The sequence below is a fragment of the Saccharospirillum sp. genome, assembly GCF_039982735.1.
Lineage (GTDB): Bacteria > Pseudomonadota > Gammaproteobacteria > Pseudomonadales > Natronospirillaceae > Saccharospirillum.
On sequence record NZ_JBDWXV010000011.1, the window covers coordinates 314,006 to 332,961 of the forward strand.

At 56.3% G+C, this 18,956-nt stretch carries 14 protein-coding genes; 7 read left to right on the top strand and 7 right to left on the bottom strand.

Going from position 1 to position 18,956, the window contains the following annotated elements; translation table 11 throughout:
* Nucleotides 1-11: 11 nt before the first annotated feature.
* Nucleotides 12-989, bottom strand: a complete 978-nt coding sequence (locus ABJT94_RS09745; RefSeq protein ID WP_348475525.1) for an ABC transporter substrate-binding protein — start codon at nt 987-989, stop codon at nt 12-14.
* A 262-nt stretch (nt 990-1,251) separates the two neighbouring features.
* Here ABJT94_RS09745 and ABJT94_RS09750 point away from each other — a divergent pair, with 262 nt between their 5' ends.
* The 3 genes from ABJT94_RS09750 to ABJT94_RS09760 are packed head-to-tail and all read left to right on the top strand — an operon-like array spanning nt 1,252 to nt 4,381.
* Complete coding sequence (locus ABJT94_RS09750; protein WP_348475524.1) at nt 1,252-2,343, top strand: enoyl-CoA hydratase/isomerase family protein; 1,092 nt, start codon at nt 1,252-1,254, stop codon at nt 2,341-2,343.
* Between the two features lie 33 nt (nt 2,344-2,376).
* Nucleotides 2,377-3,147 (top strand): SDR family oxidoreductase, encoded by a 771-nt coding sequence (locus ABJT94_RS09755; protein ID WP_348475523.1) that lies wholly within the window; start codon nt 2,377-2,379, stop codon nt 3,145-3,147.
* 55 nt (nt 3,148-3,202) lie between these two features.
* Nucleotides 3,203-4,381: an acetyl-CoA C-acetyltransferase gene (locus tag ABJT94_RS09760; protein WP_348475522.1), complete on the top strand. Its 1,179-nt coding sequence runs from the start codon at nt 3,203-3,205 to the stop codon at nt 4,379-4,381.
* Between the two features lie 25 nt (nt 4,382-4,406).
* Here the strand turns inward: ABJT94_RS09760 and ABJT94_RS09765 are convergent, their stop codons facing one another.
* Nucleotides 4,407-5,297: a LysR substrate-binding domain-containing protein gene (locus ABJT94_RS09765; protein WP_348475521.1), complete on the bottom strand. Its 891-nt coding sequence runs from the start codon at nt 5,295-5,297 to the stop codon at nt 4,407-4,409.
* Nucleotides 5,298-5,402: 105 nt separating this feature from the next.
* On the opposite strand from ABJT94_RS09765, the gene ABJT94_RS09770 reads away from it, so the two are divergent.
* Nucleotides 5,403-6,179 (top strand): ferredoxin--NADP reductase, encoded by a 777-nt coding sequence (locus tag ABJT94_RS09770; protein WP_348475520.1) that lies wholly within the window; start codon nt 5,403-5,405, stop codon nt 6,177-6,179.
* A gap of 111 nt (nt 6,180-6,290) precedes the next feature.
* On the opposite strand, the gene ABJT94_RS09775 is transcribed toward ABJT94_RS09770, so the two are convergent.
* Nucleotides 6,291-8,312 (bottom strand): methyl-accepting chemotaxis protein, encoded by a 2,022-nt coding sequence (locus ABJT94_RS09775; protein WP_348475519.1) that lies wholly within the window; start codon nt 8,310-8,312, stop codon nt 6,291-6,293.
* A gap of 297 nt (nt 8,313-8,609) precedes the next feature.
* Here ABJT94_RS09775 and ABJT94_RS09780 point away from each other — a divergent pair, with 297 nt between their 5' ends.
* The 3 genes from ABJT94_RS09780 (at nt 8,610) to ABJT94_RS09790 (ending at nt 15,356) form a co-directional block, all read left to right on the top strand.
* On the top strand, nt 8,610-9,794 hold the full coding sequence (locus tag ABJT94_RS09780) for a substrate-binding domain-containing protein (protein WP_348475518.1): 1,185 nt from the start codon (nt 8,610-8,612) through the stop codon (nt 9,792-9,794).
* A gap of 228 nt (nt 9,795-10,022) precedes the next feature.
* Nucleotides 10,023-11,654: a long-chain fatty acid--CoA ligase gene (locus ABJT94_RS09785; RefSeq protein ID WP_348475517.1), complete on the top strand. Its 1,632-nt coding sequence runs from the start codon at nt 10,023-10,025 to the stop codon at nt 11,652-11,654.
* Nucleotides 11,655-11,903: 249 nt separating this feature from the next.
* Nucleotides 11,904-15,356: a PAS domain-containing hybrid sensor histidine kinase/response regulator gene (locus ABJT94_RS09790; RefSeq protein WP_348475516.1), complete on the top strand. Its 3,453-nt coding sequence runs from the start codon at nt 11,904-11,906 to the stop codon at nt 15,354-15,356.
* Between the two features lie 286 nt (nt 15,357-15,642).
* On the opposite strand, the gene ABJT94_RS09795 is transcribed toward ABJT94_RS09790, so the two are convergent.
* From ABJT94_RS09795 to flgM, 4 genes are all read right to left on the bottom strand, one after another.
* Nucleotides 15,643-16,284 (bottom strand): response regulator transcription factor, encoded by a 642-nt coding sequence (locus ABJT94_RS09795; RefSeq protein ID WP_348475515.1) that lies wholly within the window; start codon nt 16,282-16,284, stop codon nt 15,643-15,645.
* A gap of 132 nt (nt 16,285-16,416) precedes the next feature.
* A complete protein-coding gene (locus tag ABJT94_RS09800; RefSeq protein WP_348475514.1) occupies nt 16,417-18,018 on the bottom strand; it encodes a hypothetical protein in 1,602 nt (533 codons plus the stop codon).
* Nucleotides 18,019-18,031: 13 nt separating this feature from the next.
* On the bottom strand, nt 18,032-18,523 hold the full coding sequence (gene flgN, locus ABJT94_RS09805; protein WP_348475513.1) for a flagellar export chaperone FlgN: 492 nt from the start codon (nt 18,521-18,523) through the stop codon (nt 18,032-18,034).
* 48 nt (nt 18,524-18,571) lie between these two features.
* Nucleotides 18,572-18,898 carry a flagellar biosynthesis anti-sigma factor FlgM gene (gene flgM / locus ABJT94_RS09810; RefSeq protein WP_348475512.1) on the bottom strand — a complete coding sequence of 109 codons (327 nt, stop codon included), beginning with the start codon at nt 18,896-18,898 and terminating at the stop codon, nt 18,572-18,574.
* Nucleotides 18,899-18,956 lie beyond the last annotated feature (58 nt).

Consider the following 18,956-nt stretch of genomic DNA (forward strand, 5'->3'; position numbering starts at 1 on the left):
GTGGTAGGCGATTAGCGGGCCGCTTTTACTTTTTCAGCCACGTCGGCCGGTACCCATTGTGTCCAGAGTGATTCGTAGTTGGCCAGGAAGTGCTCGGCAACCTGGTCGGGCTCGGCACCCTGTTCATCGGCCCAGGCTAGCAGGCTGTTCACCTCATTGGTCGGGATGTTGATTTCAGCAAAAAAGGCGGCTATTTCAGGGGCGTCTTCCTGCAGGGCGGTTGGAATGGTTTTCTGAATGCTGGCCTTTGGAAACGCACTCGCTACCGGTGACAGGCATTCAGGGTCCATGTTGCAACGGTGACCTTCAGGATCGTAGGCGGGCATCTCGAGTTCGACCATGTCGTACTTGCCCAGCACTGCCGTTGGTGACCAGTAGTAGGTGACAAACGGCCGCTGGCGAGCGTAGGACGAGGCGATGGCAGCGTCCAGCGCAGCGCCACTGCCCGGCGAAAACATGATGTAGTCGTCTTCAAGGCCAAAGGCTTGCAGCAGGTTATTATTGATGGCACCGCAGACCCAGCCTTCTGGGCAGTTGTAGATTCGGCCCATGCCCGGTTCTTCGCGGTCTTCGAACAGTTCTTTGTAGTCAGGCAGATCATAAACCGATGTGAGGCCCGGGTTTTGGTCAGCGACATAACGGGGAATCCACCAGCTTTCGACGCCGCCAGAATACACATCACCCAGAGAGATGACATCGCCAGCTTCGTTGGCGCTGACCCAGTTTTCAGGCGCGGAATCGATCCATAATTCGTTGTACAGATCGACATCGCCACGCACAACAGCGGCGATCATCGGCACTGTGTCGCCGGATTCAACTACAACGTCGCACCCGTAACCGTCTTCAAGTATGGCTTTTTCGATTTCGACCATCATCAGGTTCGACATCCAGCTCATGCCCGCCAGACGCACATTCCGGTCCAGTTCACAGGCCTGAGCCGTTCCAATCAGGCTTACGATCGCAAGCCCCAACCAGGTGAGGTATTTCATGGGTGATTCCTTTTTCAGTGTTATTGGGTGAACGCTGTGTTGCCAGTAGGCAGGCCACAGTGACGTAATCTGCACACAGTATTGACCAGTCAAATCTGTTTTTCCAACCCGGAGGACGGCGATCAGTGACCGCTGATAATAAATTACGCGCAATCGCGGGGTTTGGACGCCCTTGAATTGCAGAGTCCGGTTTGATGCTTGAGAAGCGCGTCGTACCAATGCAGGATGGCACCTCCAGTGCCCGCATTGCTAAGGTAGCCCCATGACTGATACCCCCGTTTCACCGTTGCAGACCGAACAGACAGGTGCATTGCGAGTGATCAGCCTGCACCGTCCCCAAGCCCTGAATGCCCTGGATCTGAGCTTGATTGAGGCACTGGATGCAGCTCTGACCGATGCCTTTGCCGACGAAACCGTCAACAGTATTTGGTTGCAGAGCTCTCAGGCCCGGGCATTTTGTGCCGGCGGCGATGTGAAAGCCCTGTATCAGGCGTCAGTCAATCAACCCGCCGACGTTCAGCGGGCTGAAGCCCTCCGCTATTTTGCGGCGGAGTATCACCTGGACGCGAAAATTGAACACAGCCCCAAACCCATAGTGATCTGGGGGCGCGGCCTGGTGATGGGCGGTGGCTGGGGCCTGTTTGCCGGAGGCGATTTGAAACTGGTGGATGCCGAAGCTCGCTTTGCCATGCCGGAATTGCAAATTGGCCTGTTTCCCGATGTTGGTGCGGCTCACTTTCTGCAAAAGCCCGACTGGCGTGTGGGTACGCTGATTGGCTGCTCGGGAATTCACCTGGCGGCGATCGACGTGGTTGCGCTCGGTTATGCCGACCGCTGTGTCGATGAGTCGGCGGCAGCGGACCTGAAGCACCAGCTGGCCAGCGGCAGCACGCTAGCCGACCTGCCAACCGATGACGCAGAAGACGAAACAGTTCGCCAAAGCCGGGAGGACTGGCAGGCCGCGCTGGATACCTTGCCCGAGCCCAGCCTCAGTGACTGGATGGCGCAGGTATCACGCTCAGAGTTTGAACCCTTTAAGCAGGCTGCACGACAATGGCAGAGCGGCTCGGCGCTGAGTGTGGCACTGACCTGGCATCATTTTCGGCGTTTACGGGGTGCCAGCCGGGTTGAGGTGCTGAATCAGGATTTGATGGTGGGTGCCCATGCAGTGGCAGAGCGAGAATTTCTTGAAGGGGTGCGCGCCTTGTTAGTCGACAAAGACAAATCACCGGCCTGGCTATACCCCAGTGTGATTTCTGTGCCCATCAACCTGATCGACCGGTTTTACCGGCCAATTTCAGGTGCGCCGGTGATTTCAGCCGATCCGATCCGGACAACGGATAGAAAACAATAACCCTTTTCCAGTAACCAAGCACAGGACCAAACGATGACGACACCTCAAACTCTGGCCGGTAAACACATTGCCATAACGGGCGGCGGGCGCGGCCTTGGATTGCAAATGGCTAAATCACTGGTTGAGGAGGGTGCCCGGGTGGCACTGATCGACATCGACCCGGCACTGGTTGAGCAGGCTGCGGCGCAGTTGAGGGACCAGGGTCATGCCGCCCGGGGCTATACCTGTAATGTCGCCGATGAAGCCTCGGTGCAGGCGCTGTTTGCGCAACTCAAACAAGACGAGCCCGAGCTTGACGGGCTGGTCAACAACGCCGGTATCCTGCGCGATGGCTTGCTGGTTAAGGTGAAAGACGGTGAAGTGCAGACCATGACCCTGGCTCAGTGGCAGGCGGTGATCGACGTTAACCTGACCGGTGTCTTTTTGTGTGGACGCGAGGCCGCCGCCTGGATGGTGGCAGACGAGACGCCGGGGGTTATTATCAATATCAGTTCTATTTCACAGGCTGGGAATAGAGGGCAAACCAATTACAGTGCGGCCAAGGCGGGCGTGTCCGCTATGACCGTCACCTGGGCGCAAGAATTGGCCCGTTATGGCATTCGCGTGGCTGGCATCGCCCCAGGCTTTATTGAAACCGAAATGACCGGCAGCATGAAGCCGGAGGCCCTGGAGCGTGTCAAGCAGTCTGTACCCCTGAACCGGGTAGGGCAGCCGGACAATATCGCCCGGGCAGTCACATTTATTCTGACGAACGATTACTATTCGGGACGAATTCTGGAAGTGGACGGCGGGTTGCGCATTTAACGCATCCACTGTCTTTGCCCAGTAATGAATAGTGCGTCACAAGAGGATTCCAGTAATGACCACAGAGATCGTAATTGTCGCTGCCAAACGCACCCCTATGGGCGGCTTCCAGGGCGCACTGAGTGGCCTCTCGGCCACCGAGTTAGGCGCAGCCGTGATTGCAGCCAACCTGAGCGACAGCGGTGTAACGCCGGATCAGGTGCAGGAATTGCTTATGGGCTGCGTGCTGCCCGCTGGCCTCGGCCAGGCACCAGCGCGCCAGGCCGCACTTGGCGGCGGTTTGCCGGAATCAGTACCGGCAACCACGGTCAACAAGGTCTGTGGCTCCGGTATGAAAACCGTGATGTTGGTCGCCGACCAGATTCGCACCGGCCAGATCGACATCGCCATTGCCGGCGGCATGGAATCAATGACCAATGCGCCCTATTTAATGGACAAGGCACGCTCCGGCTACCGCATGGGCCACCAGAAGGTCTATGACCATATGTTTCTCGATGGCCTGGAAGACGCCTACGACGGCAGCGCCATGGGCGTGCACGCCCAGACAACGGCCAACGAATTCAAGATCAGCCGTGAAGCCATGGATGAGTTTGCGCTGCGCAGCTTAAGCCGCGCCCAGACCGCGATTGAACAGGGCTACTTTACCGCCGAAATCGTTCCGGTAACGGTCAGCTCGCGTAAGGGCGACACCCTGGTAGAACATGATGAACAACCCGGCCAGGCCCGCCCCGATAAAATCCCGCAGCTGCGCCCTGCCTTTGCCAAAGATGGCACCATAACCGCGGCCAACTCAAGCTCGATCAGCGATGGCGCCGCGGCGCTGACACTGATGAGCCGCAACAAGGCCGAAGAACTGGGCCTTAAGCCACTGGCTGTCATTCGCAGCTACGCCAGCCATGCCCAGGCGCCCAGCACCTTTACCTGCGCGCCCATCGGTGCAATGAACAAGGCATTGGAACAGGCTGGCTGGAAAGCAGAAGACATCGAAGTGGCCGAAATCAACGAAGCCTTCGCCATGGTTACCATGCTGGGCATGCAGGAAGTCGGTTTAAGCCCTGAGATCACCAACGTCACCGGTGGTGCCTGTGCGCTGGGTCATCCACTGGGTTGCTCTGGCGCTCGCATACTGGTGACCTTACTGCACAACATGATCCGGCTGGATCGGAAGAAGGGCATGGCTGCTTTGTGCATTGGTGGTGGTGAAGGCACAGCCATGTGTCTGGAACGTTTATGACCCCGTATTCCAGATTGAGTAAACGTTAAATCTGGTCAATACCGGCCTGGCACAACTCAAGCCAGGCCTGAATACCGGGGCTGCGGTATTTCTGGCGATGCAGCACCAGATAAAAGTCCCGGCTGAAATCCCGGTGTGGAATCCCGAGCGGTACAAGGGTGCCGCGCCTGAACGCCTCTTTTAGCGAGACGTGTGACAGGCAACTTATACCCAGCCTGGCTTCAACAGCGCGTTTTATCGCCTCAGTGTGTTCCAGCTCCAGCTCTATGGTCAGATCAGACCAAATGCCGTGCATGCCACGCTCAAACGTTTGTCGGGTACCTGAACCGGATTCGCGAACAATCCAGTTTGCCTCCAGCAGGTGCTGGTCGTTCAGGGTCTGAACGCTGGCGAGAGGATGACCCGGCGCGCAAAACGCGATCAATGTATCGCTGCGCCAGCGCTGGATATCCAGATCGGGGTGGTTGATTTCGCCCTCGATCATGCCCAGATCAAGTTCAAAGTTAAGCACCTGGTCGACAATGGTCTGGGTATTGGCAACCTTGAGCTGCACCCGCGCCGAGGACTGGCGAGCCTTGAACTGAGCCATCAACCCAACGGCGAGGTAGTTGCCGATGGTCAGCGTCGCCCCGACTTTGAGCAAGCCCAGATCCTGATGATGGGCCAGCGCCTGGTCCATCTCCAGCGCCTGGGCAAGCAAGGCTTCCGCTCTTGGCCAGAGCTGTCTGCCGAGCTCATTCAGCTTCAGGCGTTTACCCGCACGTTCAAACAGCCGGACTGAGTACAGTGACTCCAGTTCTTTGAGAGAACCCGAGGCCGCCGATTGTGACATGTTCAAACTGGTGGCCGCGCGGCTGATATTTTCGTAATGGGCCGTAGCCAGAAAGACCTGTAATTGACGCAACGTAAATTTCATAGTGAAAAAACCGATAACGCTTATTGGTAATAGGCATTTTGCCGATAAGCCTGGTCTCGGTATAGTAGTGTTATATAACTTATTATTCTTTTCTTAGAGGTTTATATGTCTAATTTGAATATAGAGACGGTCACCAGCGTTCAGCACTGGAACGACACCTTGTTCAGCTTCAAGACCAGCCGTGATCCGGGTTTTCGCTTCAAGAACGGTTACTTCACCATGATCGGCCTGGAACAGGACACCGGCCGTCCGCTGCTGCGTGCCTATTCCATTGCCAGCGCCAACTATGAAGAAGAACTCGAGTTTTTCAGCATCAAGGTACCCGACGGCCCGCTGACTTCACAGTTGCAAAACATTAAACCCGGCGACCAGATCTACGTAGGCCGCAAACCGACCGGTACCCTGGTAACCGATCACCTGCTGCCCGGGAAAAACCTCTGGTTGCTGTCGACCGGGACCGGCCTGGCGCCGTTCTTAAGCATCATCAAAGACCCGGAAATCTATGAGCAGTTCGACCGGGTCATTCTGACCCATGGTGTGCGCCACGTGTCAGAGCTGGCCTATCGCGACATGATCGAGCAGGAGCTGCACGAGCACGAATACTTCGGTGAAGTCATTCAGGAAAAGCTGCTCTATTACCCAACGGTCACCCGCGAACCCTTCCGCAACCAGGGTCGTCTTACCGACCTGATGAAAAGCGGCAAGTTGTTTTCAGACCTGGGCCTGCCAGCGCCGAACAAGGAAGACGATCGCTTCATGCTCTGCGGCAGCCCGGCCATGCTGAAAGACACCACCGCCATTCTGGACGAGATGGGCTTCTGTGAGACCCGTGCCGGACACATTGGCGAGTATGTTATTGAGCGGGCTTTTGTAGAGAAGTAGTATTCAATTAGCTTTTGAAATGGATCAAAAAGATTGACTCCATAGCGAGTGTTGGCTGCCGGGAATACCCGGTAGTCGACATGGATACACGCCACTGGCCTGTACCTCACCTCAGTCGTATTTGAAGCGGCTTACTGATGTTTTCTGTTGCTGGACTAACGTGTTCAGTTGCTCGAAGTTGGATACATTGCGGCGTGCGTTGGAATAGATCGCGTCGGATAATTCCGCAATTTCCTGAATGGTTTCCGAAACGGACTCTGCCGCCTTTTGTTGCTCGGATGTGCCTTCCGCGATCATCCGGCTCATGTTGGTGATGCTGCCCAAACTGTCCAAAATAGTTTGAATGGACTTGTCGGTGTTGTCGGCCTGGGTAACCAGCGATTCTGCCTTGTCGCGATTGGTGCCCATGCGGTCTACCGCCTGATTGGCGCGTTGTTGTAGCCGGTCGATCATCTGATAGATTTCTTCCGTAGACTGCTGGGTCTTGCTGGCCAGGCTGCGCACTTCATCGGCCACAACGGCAAAACCCCGACCTTGTTCACCTGCCCGGGCCGCCTCGATCGCTGCGTTCAACGCCAGCAGATTGGTTTGCTCTGCAATGTTCTGAATGACCTCCAGAATCTTGCCAATGTTGCTCGACTCCTGCTGCAGTTCAGATACAACGTCGCTGGTTGAATGTATTTCCTCCAGCAAACTGCTGATCACCTCGCGGCTGGCAGTCATGTTTGTCTGACCTTCCGATGCCGATTCATTCACTGCCTCCACTTGCACCAGAGTGTCATTGGCATTGTCGGAAATATGGCTGGCTGCTGCGGTCATTTCCGTAACGGCGGTAGCGATGGAAGCCGACTGATCTTTCTGACGCAGCAACTTGGTCGAGCTGGAGCGCGTGGTTTCCGTCACCTGTTGTGTAACAGAGTCAACCTCGCCAGAGGCCCTGGTAATGTCACGAATAACAGACTGTGTTTGCTCTACCAACTCGTTAATACCAGCAGAAATTTGCCCGAATTCATCCTGAGAGGTGATCTTCAGCTTCTGAGTCAGATCACCGGTGGCGACCGCGTGCAGCGCTTCAGTAATGCGCTTAAGCGGCGTCCGAATACTGCGAATCAGCGACGCCATTACCAGCAAGGCCACCAGAATTGAAGCGGCCAGTACACCCCATACTGTCAATGCCGCTTGCTGTTTGGCAGAGGCTACTTCACTGGCCAGCGCCACACGCCGGTTGGACAAGTCGACCGACAGCTCGCTTAATGCATCAACACTGCGGTTGATGCTGTCGGCCAGTTGACCCAATTGCATGGTACTGAGTTCACTGGCCGCCAGGGAGGCACGATACCGGGGCAGGGTGCCGGTTTCTCCGGTTACCGCGGTTCTGAGCAGATCCATATAAGTCGACAGGTACCGAAACAGAATCTCGTTATTGCTTTCCAGTCGTTCCATGCGGGTGTCGGCGCGTTCGATTTCGCGTTGCAGACTGGCTTGAACATTATCGACCTGCTCGGCGCTGGAAAGCCCGGTAATACCGCCGACACCCGAGCGGATAAGCGCAATTCTATCCAGAACATAGGTCGCATCGGCGCCAACCTGGCGTGAGACCGAGTCAGTCTCCATGGCCAGGTTTTCCAGCACCCGGTCAACAATCTTCATATCATTGGTGAAGGTCAGCCAGCGTGAATTTTGCGTCTGAAACTCCGAAAGAAAGGAAGCCCGGCTATCGAGAACGGTGCGCCGGGTGCTCAGGTGCTCTGCCGCCAGGGTCATGGCTTCGTCGACATTGATGTAGGCCGCTGACAGTTGTTCCTGCAGCTCGGGTGTATTGCGTAACCGATTGCTCAGTTGCTGATTCAGTCGATCTACTTCTACCAGTGCCGCTTCAAAATCTGTTTCATAGCGCGCCAGAGCGTCTTCTGATTCAACCGCCGCATGCTGCGAAACCGCCTTGTTGGCATTCTGGATGCTAATGACCAGCTCAAAGGCGTTTTCAACCTGAGGAACCACCTCATCGGTAGTGATGCGAAAAAGACTGGCGATAGACGCCTGGTTGGTCAGTGCAGTTAGGGATATGCCAATGATGAGCAAGAGCATCAGGCCAAAGCCCAGGGCTGTTTTCATGACAACCGTGATTTTCATAGATCAAGCTCCACCGGCGAGATAGTATTGTGGTCAAAACAATGATGCTGAACTGGTACCAGGGAAGTCACTGGTCAGGCCATTAGGGCTCACCAGTGGTATTCAGTAAATGATGCTGCCACCAGCGTGTTCATGGCAGACGATCCCCTGGCAAGTTAACGCCTAACCTTTACTGCGGCATCCCGTTAGCCAGCTATTGTCGTTGTTGTTCGGGTCTACCGGCTATTCAGTCATTGCAGACGTCTGTCTATATCGGCAGTTTAGTAGATTCTTGAAGCAAAGAAACAGGAGAGATTCATGCAGCCCCTTCGCATAGCCCACTGGGCTATGATCGCCTTACCTCTGTTGCTCAGTGCTACGGTACAGGCAGAACCGATTAAAATTGCCCATGTTTACGCCAAATCCGGGGCCTTCGAAGCCTATGCCAGGCAGAGCCACAATGGCCTCATGCTGGGGCTCGAATACGCCACAAACGGTACCTTTGAAGTCGATGGCCGAGCCATAGAGGTCATCGAGAAAGACACCGGGCTGGACCCTGCCAAAGGCCGTACCCTGCTCGAAGAAGCCTACGCTGACGACGATGCAGACCTGGCGATTGGGCCGATGTCTTCCAGCGTAGCACTGGCCATGCTGCCGGTGGCCGAAGCATTTGAGAAAATATTGATTGTTGAGCCGGCCATGGCCGACGCAGTAACCGGAGAAAACGGCAACCGCTACGTTTTCAGAACGGGTCGTAATGCGATACAGGATGCCGTCGCCAACGCGGTCGCCATTGGCCGCCCGGGTGTGAAGATTGCGACACTGGCACAAGACGTTCCCTATGGCCGTGATGGCATCGCTGCCTTTCGCGATGCACTGGCAGGTACCGGTGCCGAAGTAGTGCACGAAGAGTACGTGCCGACCGATACCACCGATTTCACCGCAGTGGGTCAGCGCATTTTTGACGAGCTGCAAGATGCGCAGGGCGACCGGGTTGTGTTTTTCTATTGGGCCGGTGGTGGCAATCCCATGAATGAATTACAGGCGATGAACCCGGGACGTCACGACATTCGGTTTGCGGCCAGTGGAACTACTTTGTCGGGCCTGGTTCGCTACAAACCTTTTGTCGGTCTGGAAGGGGCTACCTACTACTACTACGAGACCGCGGACAACGACATCAACCAATGGCTGGTCGAGCACCACCTGGAGCGGTTTGGCACACCACCGGATTTTTTTGCCGCCGGTGGTATGGCAGCGGGTATCGCCGCCGTGGAAGCGATTCGCCGTGCCGGCTCAACTGACACTGAAGAACTGATCAGCACCCTGGAAGGCATGCACTTCAATACGCCCAAGGGTGAAATGATGTTTCGTGCAGAAGATCACCAGGCTTTGCAATCGATGTATCACTTCCGGCTCAGTGTTGATGAGGATGTTGAATGGGCTATTCCAGAGCATGTGCGCGAGCTCACCCTGGATGAAATCGACGTACCGCTCGGACGCTGAACGCCTGTCTGCTGGCGCCTTGTTAATCTCTGGGCGGCACTGAGAAACTCATCTTCCGCCACTGTTCCCAGGCAGGCCCTCACCCTGGGTGAGGGCGCCTCCTACTATTCGCCGATGGGTCTAACCGGGCCCGGTCTCTACACTGGCAGCATCTACCCTAATCGTTAACGGTCTGCTCTTTTTGGGGCGGGCCAGACACCGGACAATGCTGTCAACAGGAGACCTGGGATGGCTGGCAACATGATGATTCACCCGCTGAACACCAGCGATATTTTACGCAACGCAGCACAACGCTACCCCGAGCAAAGCATTGTGTCAGCGATGTCGGACGGGAGCCGGCACCGTTACCGGTACCTTGATGCGCTTAAACGTTCAGCCCAGGTTGCCCACCTGCTGGCGCGGTCCGGTATTCAAAGTGGTGAACGGGTAGCCACTTTGGCAGTTAACCACTATCGCCACCTGGAGCTGTATTTTGGTATTTCCGGCATGGGGGCGGTTGTGCACACCCTCAATGCGCGGCTGTTCAGTGAGCAGTTGCAGTACATCATCAATCACGCCGAAGATCGCTGGGTCTTTTTTGATCCGGAGTTTCTGCCCCTGCTGGAAGACGTTGCCGACCAGATTCGCGGCGTTGAGCGGTTTGTTGTGCTGTGTGACGAAGACACAATGCCTGAATCCGGCATACTGACCCTTGATAATTATGAGCACTTGCTGGCCCAGATGCCGACGGAATTCCACTGGCCCCGTCTGCCGTCCGATGCCCCCTGTGGCCTCTGCTACACCAGCGGCACGACCGGCAACCCCAAAGGGGTGATGTACGAGCAGGGCTCAACGGTCTTGCATGCGATGATGAGTGGCTCCAGCCAGTATCTCGATTTCTCGGAGCGGTCGGTCGCTATGCCGGTCGTACCCATGTACCACGTCTGTGCCTGGGGCGTGCCGTTTTCAGCGCCACTCTATGGTGCCAAGCTGGTGTTGCCGGGCGGCAACCTCGATGGTGAGAGTTTGCAGGCGCTGATTGAGGAGGAGTCGGTCAATCAGGCCTTTGCGGTGCCGACCGTTTGGCTGAATCTGCATAATTATTTGCAACAGAGCGGCAAGACGATCGATCCACTAAAGGTGATCGGCGTCGGCGGAGCGGCCTCGCCATTGAGTCTGGTTGAGATTTACGACAAGCTCTACAACGTCTATTGGATGGGCATTTGGGGCATGACCGAGACCAGCCCGCTGGCCACTGCCGCCAACCGGACTCCGCAGATGGACGCCTTGCCCGATGAACAGCGCTACGAACTGCAAAGCTCGGCCGGGCGCCCGATGCTGGGCGTGGAAATTGATATCTTCGATGAAGCAGGCCGCCCGTTGCCGCATGACGGACGCACCCGTGGCAATCTGCGCTGCCGCGGCCCCTGGGTGCTGGCCCAGTATTTCAAGGGTGAAGGCAAAGACAAGTTTATTGACGGCTGGTTCGATACCGGTGACGTAGCCGTTATTAACCCTCAGGGGTATCTGCGCGTGGTAGATCGCAGTAAAGATGTGATCAAATCCGGCGGCGAGTGGATCAGCTCGGTGGAACTCGAAAACGCTGCCCTGCACGACGACGCTATCAACGAAGCCTGCGTGATTGGCGCCACCCACCCAAAATGGGATGAACGACCGCTAATGCTGGTGACCATACGCGCCGGCAAAACACTCGACGAGACTCGTTTGCGCAAGATACTGGCAGAACGCGTCGCCAAGTGGTGGCTGCCAGATGCCATCATTCAGGTCGACAGCTTGCCGCATACCGGCACTGGAAAGCTGCGCAAGGTGGACATTCGTGACGACTACCGGGATTATCTGGTGGAACGATATAAAGCCTGAGTATTAAGGCGTGCTCACAGCGCAGATGGATATTTGGCCGTGTCGAGTTGCCGGGTAGGCCTGTCCGGGGAGGTCCGCAGCAGGGATGCTGCGGTCCAGGCCCCATGGATGGGTTGAGTGGGCGGCATCCCGCCCGGCCCCGGACAGGCCTACCCGGTAGCTCGACACTGAATGCAAAGAGCAATGTAATCCAAATGTAACCAGTGACGAAGTCGCTGTCTGACTCCCGAACAAAGGACCCACTCCCGGATGTCACCGACGTTTTTCATCCTCATTTCGTTGCTCTACGTCATCCTGTTGTTCGTCATCGCGCTCTATGGTGACCGGCATCCGGTCGCCCGTCGCTGGCAGCCCTGGGTGTACAGCTTGTCGCTGGCTGTTTACTGCACCAGTTGGACGTTCTACGGGGCTACACGTCAGTTTGCTGAATATGGCTGGGCCTTTGCGCCGTCGCATGTCGGCGCCATTCTGTTGTTTCTGGTGGGTTATGCTTTCCTGCTAAAAGTGGTGCAGGTCGCCAAGCGCGAGAATGTGACCACCATTGCCGACTTTATTGCCAGTCGGTTCGGGCATAGCAGAGCCGTTGCGGTCTTTGTGGCGTTGATCTCCCTGGTCGGGATCGTGCCCTACGTGGCGCTGCAGTTGAAAGCCATTTCGGTAAGTTTCAATGTGGTCGCGCCGACCATCACGGCTGGCGAGTTTTGGTACAACGACTCGGCACTTTATGTCTCGCTAATTCTTGGTCTGTTTACGCTTCTGTTCGGCACCCGTCACCTGGATACCTCTGAACACCACCCCGGCATGATGCTGGCGATTGCGTTTGAATCGGTGGTCAAACTCTTTGCCTTTCTGGTGCTGGGGTACTGGGCGGTCTATGCCGTTGGTGGTGGCTTTGCCGAGGTGGTTAAAACGGCGGTGAATACACCGGAGATCTGGTCGATCATGACCGATTTCAGCAGTCCTTATATTTACACAACCCAGGTAATGCTGGGCGTTGTCGCCATCATTGCTCTGCCACGGCAATTTCATGTGGCGGTTGTGGAATACCGCGATCAGCGCGACCTGCGCATGGCGCGCTGGATTTTCCCGCTCTACCTGGTGCTGATTAACCTTTTTGTGTTGCCCATGGTGCTGGTTGGGTATGAGTACTTTTCGACCAACCCCGAGCAACTGGAATACATGACGCTGATTCTGCCAATGATGATGGGGCGGGATGATCTGGTGGTGCTGGCCTTTATCGGCGGTTTGTCAGCAGCGACGTCGATGGTGATTGTGGCCAACATTGCGCTCAGTACCATGCTCTCGAATGAAATTCTCCTGCCCGGGTTGATTCGACTTGGCTGGTGGTCTGCCGATGCGCCCAATCTTGGCCGCCGGGTCGTCTGGTTGCGTCGTTTGGGCATCATGCTCATCGTGCTGGCCGCCTTTTTCTATTACCGGCTGATCGTCGCCTTTGAAGGGTTGGTGGCGATTGGTCTGGTCTCCTTTGTTGCGGTGGCCCAGTTTGCTCCGGCCCTATTTCTGGGCCTGTACTGGACAGCGATGAACCGAAAGGGCGTGCTCTGGGGGCTGGGGCTTGGGTCGGCGGTTTGGTTCTATACCTTGCTGATTCCGTTGCTGATTCGCGCTGGTTTGATGCCCGATACCCTGATGAACGGCCTTTTTGGCCTGAGCTTTCTGCGGCCTCAGGCGTTGATGGGTGTTGAGGGGCTCGACCCCATCGTGCACGGCACCGCCTGGAGCCTGGCGTTGAACGTTCTTGGGTTGCTGCTTGGCTCTGCCTTTGGCCGGGAAACCCTGAAAGACCGGATGCAGGCTTCGCTGTTCGTACACGCCAACCGGTCCGATTCGGGCTTGCTGCAAAACGCCAGTCGAACAGTGTCGATTGGTGATCTGCATCTGTTGCTGGGGCGCTTTATTGGCGCCGATAAACTGAACCGGTTGTTCTCGCGCTACACCAACCCGCTCAATGGCCGTTTACTGACCGATCATACCGCCGATGACGATTTGTTGTACCAGGCCGAGCGTTCGCTGTCATCGGTATTGGGTGCACCCGCTACCCGGTTGTTGTTTGAACGCTTCGACCAACCCATGACAGGGCAGTGGCGGCATTTGTCGACCATGGTGGATGAAGCCTCCCAGGTGCTTAAGTTCAACCGTGACTTGCTCAATTCGGCGTTGCAGTCGATCAGCCAGGGCATCAGCATTGTCGATCGTGATTTGAACATCGTTGCCTGGAATCAGGAGTATCAGCGTATGTTTCGCTACCCAGAGGGCATGCTGCAGGCAGGGCAACCAGTAGAGGCGCTGCTTCGGCACAACGCTATGAAAGGCGAACTGGGCGACGGGGACCCTGGTGGTTTGGTTGAGCGCCGTCTGGGCCACCTCAAGGCAGGATCGTCCTATCGGATTGAGCGCAAGCGGCCAGATGGAAGTTACCTGGAAATTCAGGGAAACCCGATGCCAGACGGGGGTTACATCACGGTGTATTCGGATATTACCGACCGCCGCCGTATTGAAGATCAACTGCGCCGCAGCAACGATATGCTGGAAGAAAAGGTCTCAGAACGTACCGAGGCACTGCAGCTGACCAACACCGAACTGGAAAAAGCCAACACCAATAAAACCCGGTTCCTGGCCGCCGCCGGGCACGATTTGGTACAGCCGCTGAATTCAGCAGCCTTGTTTGCTGCGAGCCTGCAAGCCAAGCTGCGACGTCTGGATCAGACGCCGGAACTGCTCGGCCTGGCCGAGCAGATTGAGCGTTCCCTGCACTCGGCCGACAACTTGCTGGGCGAATTGCTGGAAATTTCCAAGCTGGATTCGCACATTATTCATCCGAACCCGGAAACCATTTCGCTGGCCAGCGTGCTGGCCTCGCTTCACGAGGAGTTTGACGTGCTGGCGCGAGACCGGGGCATTCACCTGACCTTTGTCAGAACCTCGCTTTGGGTACACAGCGACGCCCGGCTGTTGCGGCGCATGCTGCAAAATCTGCTCAGCAACGCCTTGCGCTATAGCCGGCGTGGCCGCGTAACGTTGGGAGTTCGGCGGTACGGAGTCCAGTGTCGCATTGAGGTGTGGGATACCGGGCCGGGCCTGACAAAGAAGCAACAATCGGAGGTGTTCGAGGAGTTTCATCGCCTGCCAGATACACAGAGTGAAGAACGCGGTTTGGGGTTGGGCCTGGCCATCGTTCGGCGTTTGTCGGTGCTACTCGAACACCCGGTCATGGTGCGCAGTAAGCTGGGGCGGGGCAGTATGTTCGGCATTGAATTGCCGCTGGCTTCTGCCGGCATAGCGACGGGTAAATTAGCGGTGCCGGCGGCTGGTTCCCACCAGGGGTATCACATTCTCTGTGTCGATAATGAAGTGCAGATTGTAGAAGGCATGAACAGTCTGCTGGCCGAGTGGGGGTTCAGTGTTTCGGTGGCCAGCCAGCCGGAACAGGCCTGGGACATGGCCCGCGAACAGAAACCGGACCTGATCGTGATGGATTACCATCTGGACCAGACCCTAACCGGGTTAAGCGTGCTGGAAGCCTGGCACAATAAGGGTCTGGCCGACGTGCCGGTGATCATGATTACCGCGGATTACACGGAAGAGGTGCGCCAGGCGATCGAGAAGCGGGGCTATCGATTACTGAAAAAACCAGTGCGGCCACTGCAATTGCGGGCTTTGCTGGCGTCTTTGTTGCGCTAACACGGGAAACGTTATCCCTCCAACAGCAAAGCCCGATGCCTATTCTACCCAGTTGGTCAGATGCCACCGGGTGTGCTCATAGAAACCACGCCGTGAAGCCCTCCCTGGGGGCTCGGAGACCGGATATGAATCCCATACATGGTATTCACCCCTCGGGCTCGCTGCGCTCATGCTAAAACGCTCCCGGCGTTTTAGTCCATGCGGTCTAACGGCCTTCTATGAGCACTCGCAGCAGCATCTGGGCTGACACTTAGCCGCCGCGAAAGGAGTCAGAGGCAGTTGGGTGTTACTCAGGCACTTCCAAATACTGGTTATACATGGCAGCCTGGGTGCGGTTATACAGATTGAGCTTGCGGAATATTTCGGAAACGTGCGTTTTGATCGTGGTTTCCTTGACGCTCAGCTCGTAGGCAATCTGTTTGTTCAGGTATCCACGGGCAATCAGCGCCAGCACGTGTTGCTGTTTGGGGGTCAGGCTGGCGAGTTTGGTAATGGCGTCAATGTCTTCATCAATGTTGTGACTGTCGGCCTGGTGGTTGGCGGGGAAATACCCCTTTCCGCTGATCAGCGCTCGCAATGCATCTACCAGTTGTTCCAGAGACAGCGATTTGGGTAGATACCCAAGAGCGCCGGCGGCTTTTACGTGGGCCACGGTTCTGCTGGCCTCATTGGCGGTGATGACCGCCAAGGCAACTTCCGGAAAACGGGTTCGTATCTGAATCAGGCCTAGCAAGCCTTCGCTACCGGGCATTTTCAAGTCGAGCAACAACAGGTCGGTGGCGTTATTTTCGAGGTGGAACAGTGTCGATTCCAGGGTGTCGGTCTGCTCAATCGTGATCGGAGTGCCGGTGTTCGACAGGGCTTCAGACAGCGCATTGCGGAACAGTGGATGGTCGTCGGCGATCAGGACTTGAAGGGTATCCGTCATGGCATTCACAGCGTCGATGTTGTCGTTTTTATTGACCGGCAGTGTAACACTTTCAGACGGGAGTTTAGCGCTGGAGCGGTGGCTCTCCTCCTAAGGTAGGAGGAGAGCCCTGGGTGGTATTTCAGCAAGCATCTAACTTGCCTTAATGGCAGCCGGGTCTTCGTCGCGTTGGTTTTGCTCCAGTTCTTTGATGCGTTGCAGCATGGTTTGCGAGTCTGACATGAACTGTTTGACCAGGGTTTCCATTTCTTCAATGTCTTCGTTGCTTTCTGCCCGGGTATCCTGGGCATTCATTTGTTCGGTGCGGGCGCTGAGCTCGGCAACCAGAGTCTCCGTAGAGCGAAGCAGGGCTTGCAGTTGATCGATTTCCTTTTCCTGAGCCGGCAGTACGTCGTTGGTGTCGGCCCCTTCACGCAGGTCGTCGACAAGGTTGCGCAGGGTATCCAGGCTGAGTTGAATCTGGGCGCTGAGCGTCTCGAATTCCTCTGAGGTGGCGGTCTGGGGATTCTCGGGTTCGGGTGCTCCGGTATCGACTGGCTGCGCATTGAGCTCTTCCAGCGCCTGTTGGGCTTGCTGCAGCTCCATTTCTAGCATGGCGACGCACGATTCTGAATCCCGCACCAGCAACTCCAGCCGGCTGATCTCATCGTCCTGAACCTGCATGGCGCGCTCCGGATCGCTGCCTGAGCGCAGTTGCTCCAGCGCATCGCGCAGGCTGGCGACTGACTCCGCCTGGCTGGAAGAGTTGGACGTCAGTTTCTTAACATGGTCTGGATTCACGGCGGTGGGGCCTCGTACTTGCAGGTCTTTCAGGCGATTCTTAAGGCCATGAACCTCGGTTTCGAGTTCCTCGTTCTCGTGGTTGGCGGCTTCCAGTTCTTTCTCCATCAGGTTGACGCTGACATCGGCTTCTTTGACGTAGCGATTCAGCGCCTGAATCAACTCAGCCTGCTGGTTGGCGTACTCGTCGCCATCCGGGTCGATTTGCTGCAATTTCAGCGACAGCTGGTTAATCGTCTCCTGCATGTCGTACTTGTCGCACTTGAGCTTGTAGATCTCATCGGCATACGTGCCTTTTTGCGGACGTTCAAGTGTACTTGCGCTGGCTGTGTTGATGGATTTGAGGGTGTTCATTTCCTGTTCGAGCAACCGGATCCGGTCGCGAGCGGCGGCATACTGGGCTTCGTACTGTTTCAGGTCGCGGGTAAGCTGGTCTTTGCCCAGTTCCGAATCGGCACCTTCCTGACGTGCCTCGCGTGCGGGTTCAAGGCCGCTGTCTTTCAATACCTGGTGCGCCTGGTGAGCCCATTCCTCATCGTCGATTTCGCCAGCCAGCAGCTTTTGTTCAAGGTCCAGAATACGGCGGCGAAGCCAGTGAATATGAGCCGGTTCATCCGGTTCGGGGGTGCGATGCAGGTCGTTCCCGGCTTCCGTCAGTTCGGCTTCCAGGGCGTTCAAGTGGTGTTTGAGTTGCTCCGGGATGGTTTTACCGGCCGTGTCGGCTGCCGCCTGCACCGATTTGAAATCCTGCGTTAGTTTGCGGTTCTGAGCCCGCAGGGCTGCGATTTCCTGTTGTTTCTCCTGCTGCCGGCGCAATTTCTCCCAACGCATCTCTTTGAGTATGGCGACCAGCACATGGTAAAGCCGTTGCCGGTAGAACAGGAAGATCGTAATGACCACATACACCACGGCAATTTCCGCGACGATGAACAGGGTCATTTGATCAATAAACATAGACGGCGCTGCCCTAGACCTGATCGACCCAGCGACGCTGGCCATCATTGAGCGATTGGGTACCGGAAGCGGAATAGGTGTCGGTGGCACCGACCAGGTTTTTCAATAGAGTCAGGCGCGCCTGATTCCGCGCCGACAGGGAGGACAGCATTTGCCGGTTCACCGCGGTAGAGCGGCTATTTTCGTCCAGACTCACTTTCAGTTTTTGCCATTGGGTCAGCAGGGGGGCTTGTTGTGCTGTGTCCAGCTGTTGTTCGCACCAGGCGCGAAACGCCGGATAGTCGGGCTCGATACCCTGGTCGGAACACCAGGTGAGCAGGGCTTCCGAGGCGGTGAGCAGTGTTTCAGTCAGGGAGGATTTTCGATCGAGAACAGCGGACAGCAACGTCAGATCACCGGTTTTCAGAGCCCGGTGTTCATCGGCAAGCAGTGGTTCGAATGCATGGCTGGCATCGAGCGCCCTGGCGAGCGCCGCCTGCAGGGCATTGAGCGTTTCGGTATTCATGGTCTTGTCCCCGCGGTTTACCCGGCGACTGCCTGAACCCTTAAACGATCAAAGGCCCGACTCGAAGCGTCGAAAGGCGGCCGCCAGCTTATTATAGTCGATAGAGTAATCGCCGTTTTGAATGGCGGTTCGAATACGGTCGACCTTTTCCTGGTCGATGTCTGGCAATTGCTGCACCTTACTGTTGACGGTACGCAATACTTCAGCACGATCCGACAGCTTGACCACATCGTCTGTGTTCTTGCCGCTATCACTCTTGTTTACAGCTCCAGCACTTTCTGTGCCAGCTTTTTTGGTCGACGCAGCATTGTCGCTTTCGCGGCTCTTGGCAGACCCTGGTTGTCCCGATGACAGGCCGTTCAGATTAATGGCCATTGTGTTCACCTCATGTGAAGTTGGTTTTTCCTGAAGGGGGTAGCGGCCCTGGCTTCAG

Excerpts from the sequence above, each read along its gene's own strand:
- ABJT94_RS09775 (WP_348475519.1), bottom strand. The coding sequence starts at position 8,312 with ATGAAAATCACGGTTGTCATGAAAACAGCCCTGGGCTTTGGCCTGATG.
- ABJT94_RS09790 (WP_348475516.1), top strand. The coding sequence starts at position 11,904 with ATGTCACCGACGTTTTTCATCCTCATTTCGTTGCTCTACGTCATCCTG.
- ABJT94_RS09745 (WP_348475525.1), bottom strand. The coding sequence starts at position 989 with ATGAAATACCTCACCTGGTTGGGGCTTGCGATCGTAAGCCTGATTGGA.
- ABJT94_RS09750 (WP_348475524.1), top strand. The coding sequence starts at position 1,252 with ATGACTGATACCCCCGTTTCACCGTTGCAGACCGAACAGACAGGTGCA.
- ABJT94_RS09755 (WP_348475523.1), top strand. The coding sequence starts at position 2,377 with ATGACGACACCTCAAACTCTGGCCGGTAAACACATTGCCATAACGGGC.
- ABJT94_RS09760 (WP_348475522.1), top strand. The coding sequence starts at position 3,203 with ATGACCACAGAGATCGTAATTGTCGCTGCCAAACGCACCCCTATGGGC.
- ABJT94_RS09800 (WP_348475514.1), bottom strand. The coding sequence starts at position 18,018 with ATGTTTATTGATCAAATGACCCTGTTCATCGTCGCGGAAATTGCCGTG.
- ABJT94_RS09765 (WP_348475521.1), bottom strand. The coding sequence starts at position 5,297 with ATGAAATTTACGTTGCGTCAATTACAGGTCTTTCTGGCTACGGCCCAT.
- flgN (WP_348475513.1), bottom strand. The coding sequence starts at position 18,523 with ATGAATACCGAAACGCTCAATGCCCTGCAGGCGGCGCTCGCCAGGGCG.
- ABJT94_RS09770 (WP_348475520.1), top strand. The coding sequence starts at position 5,403 with ATGTCTAATTTGAATATAGAGACGGTCACCAGCGTTCAGCACTGGAAC.
- ABJT94_RS09785 (WP_348475517.1), top strand. The coding sequence starts at position 10,023 with ATGGCTGGCAACATGATGATTCACCCGCTGAACACCAGCGATATTTTA.
- flgM (WP_348475512.1), bottom strand. The coding sequence starts at position 18,898 with ATGGCCATTAATCTGAACGGCCTGTCATCGGGACAACCAGGGTCTGCC.
- ABJT94_RS09795 (WP_348475515.1), bottom strand. The coding sequence starts at position 16,284 with ATGACGGATACCCTTCAAGTCCTGATCGCCGACGACCATCCACTGTTC.
- ABJT94_RS09780 (WP_348475518.1), top strand. The coding sequence starts at position 8,610 with ATGCAGCCCCTTCGCATAGCCCACTGGGCTATGATCGCCTTACCTCTG.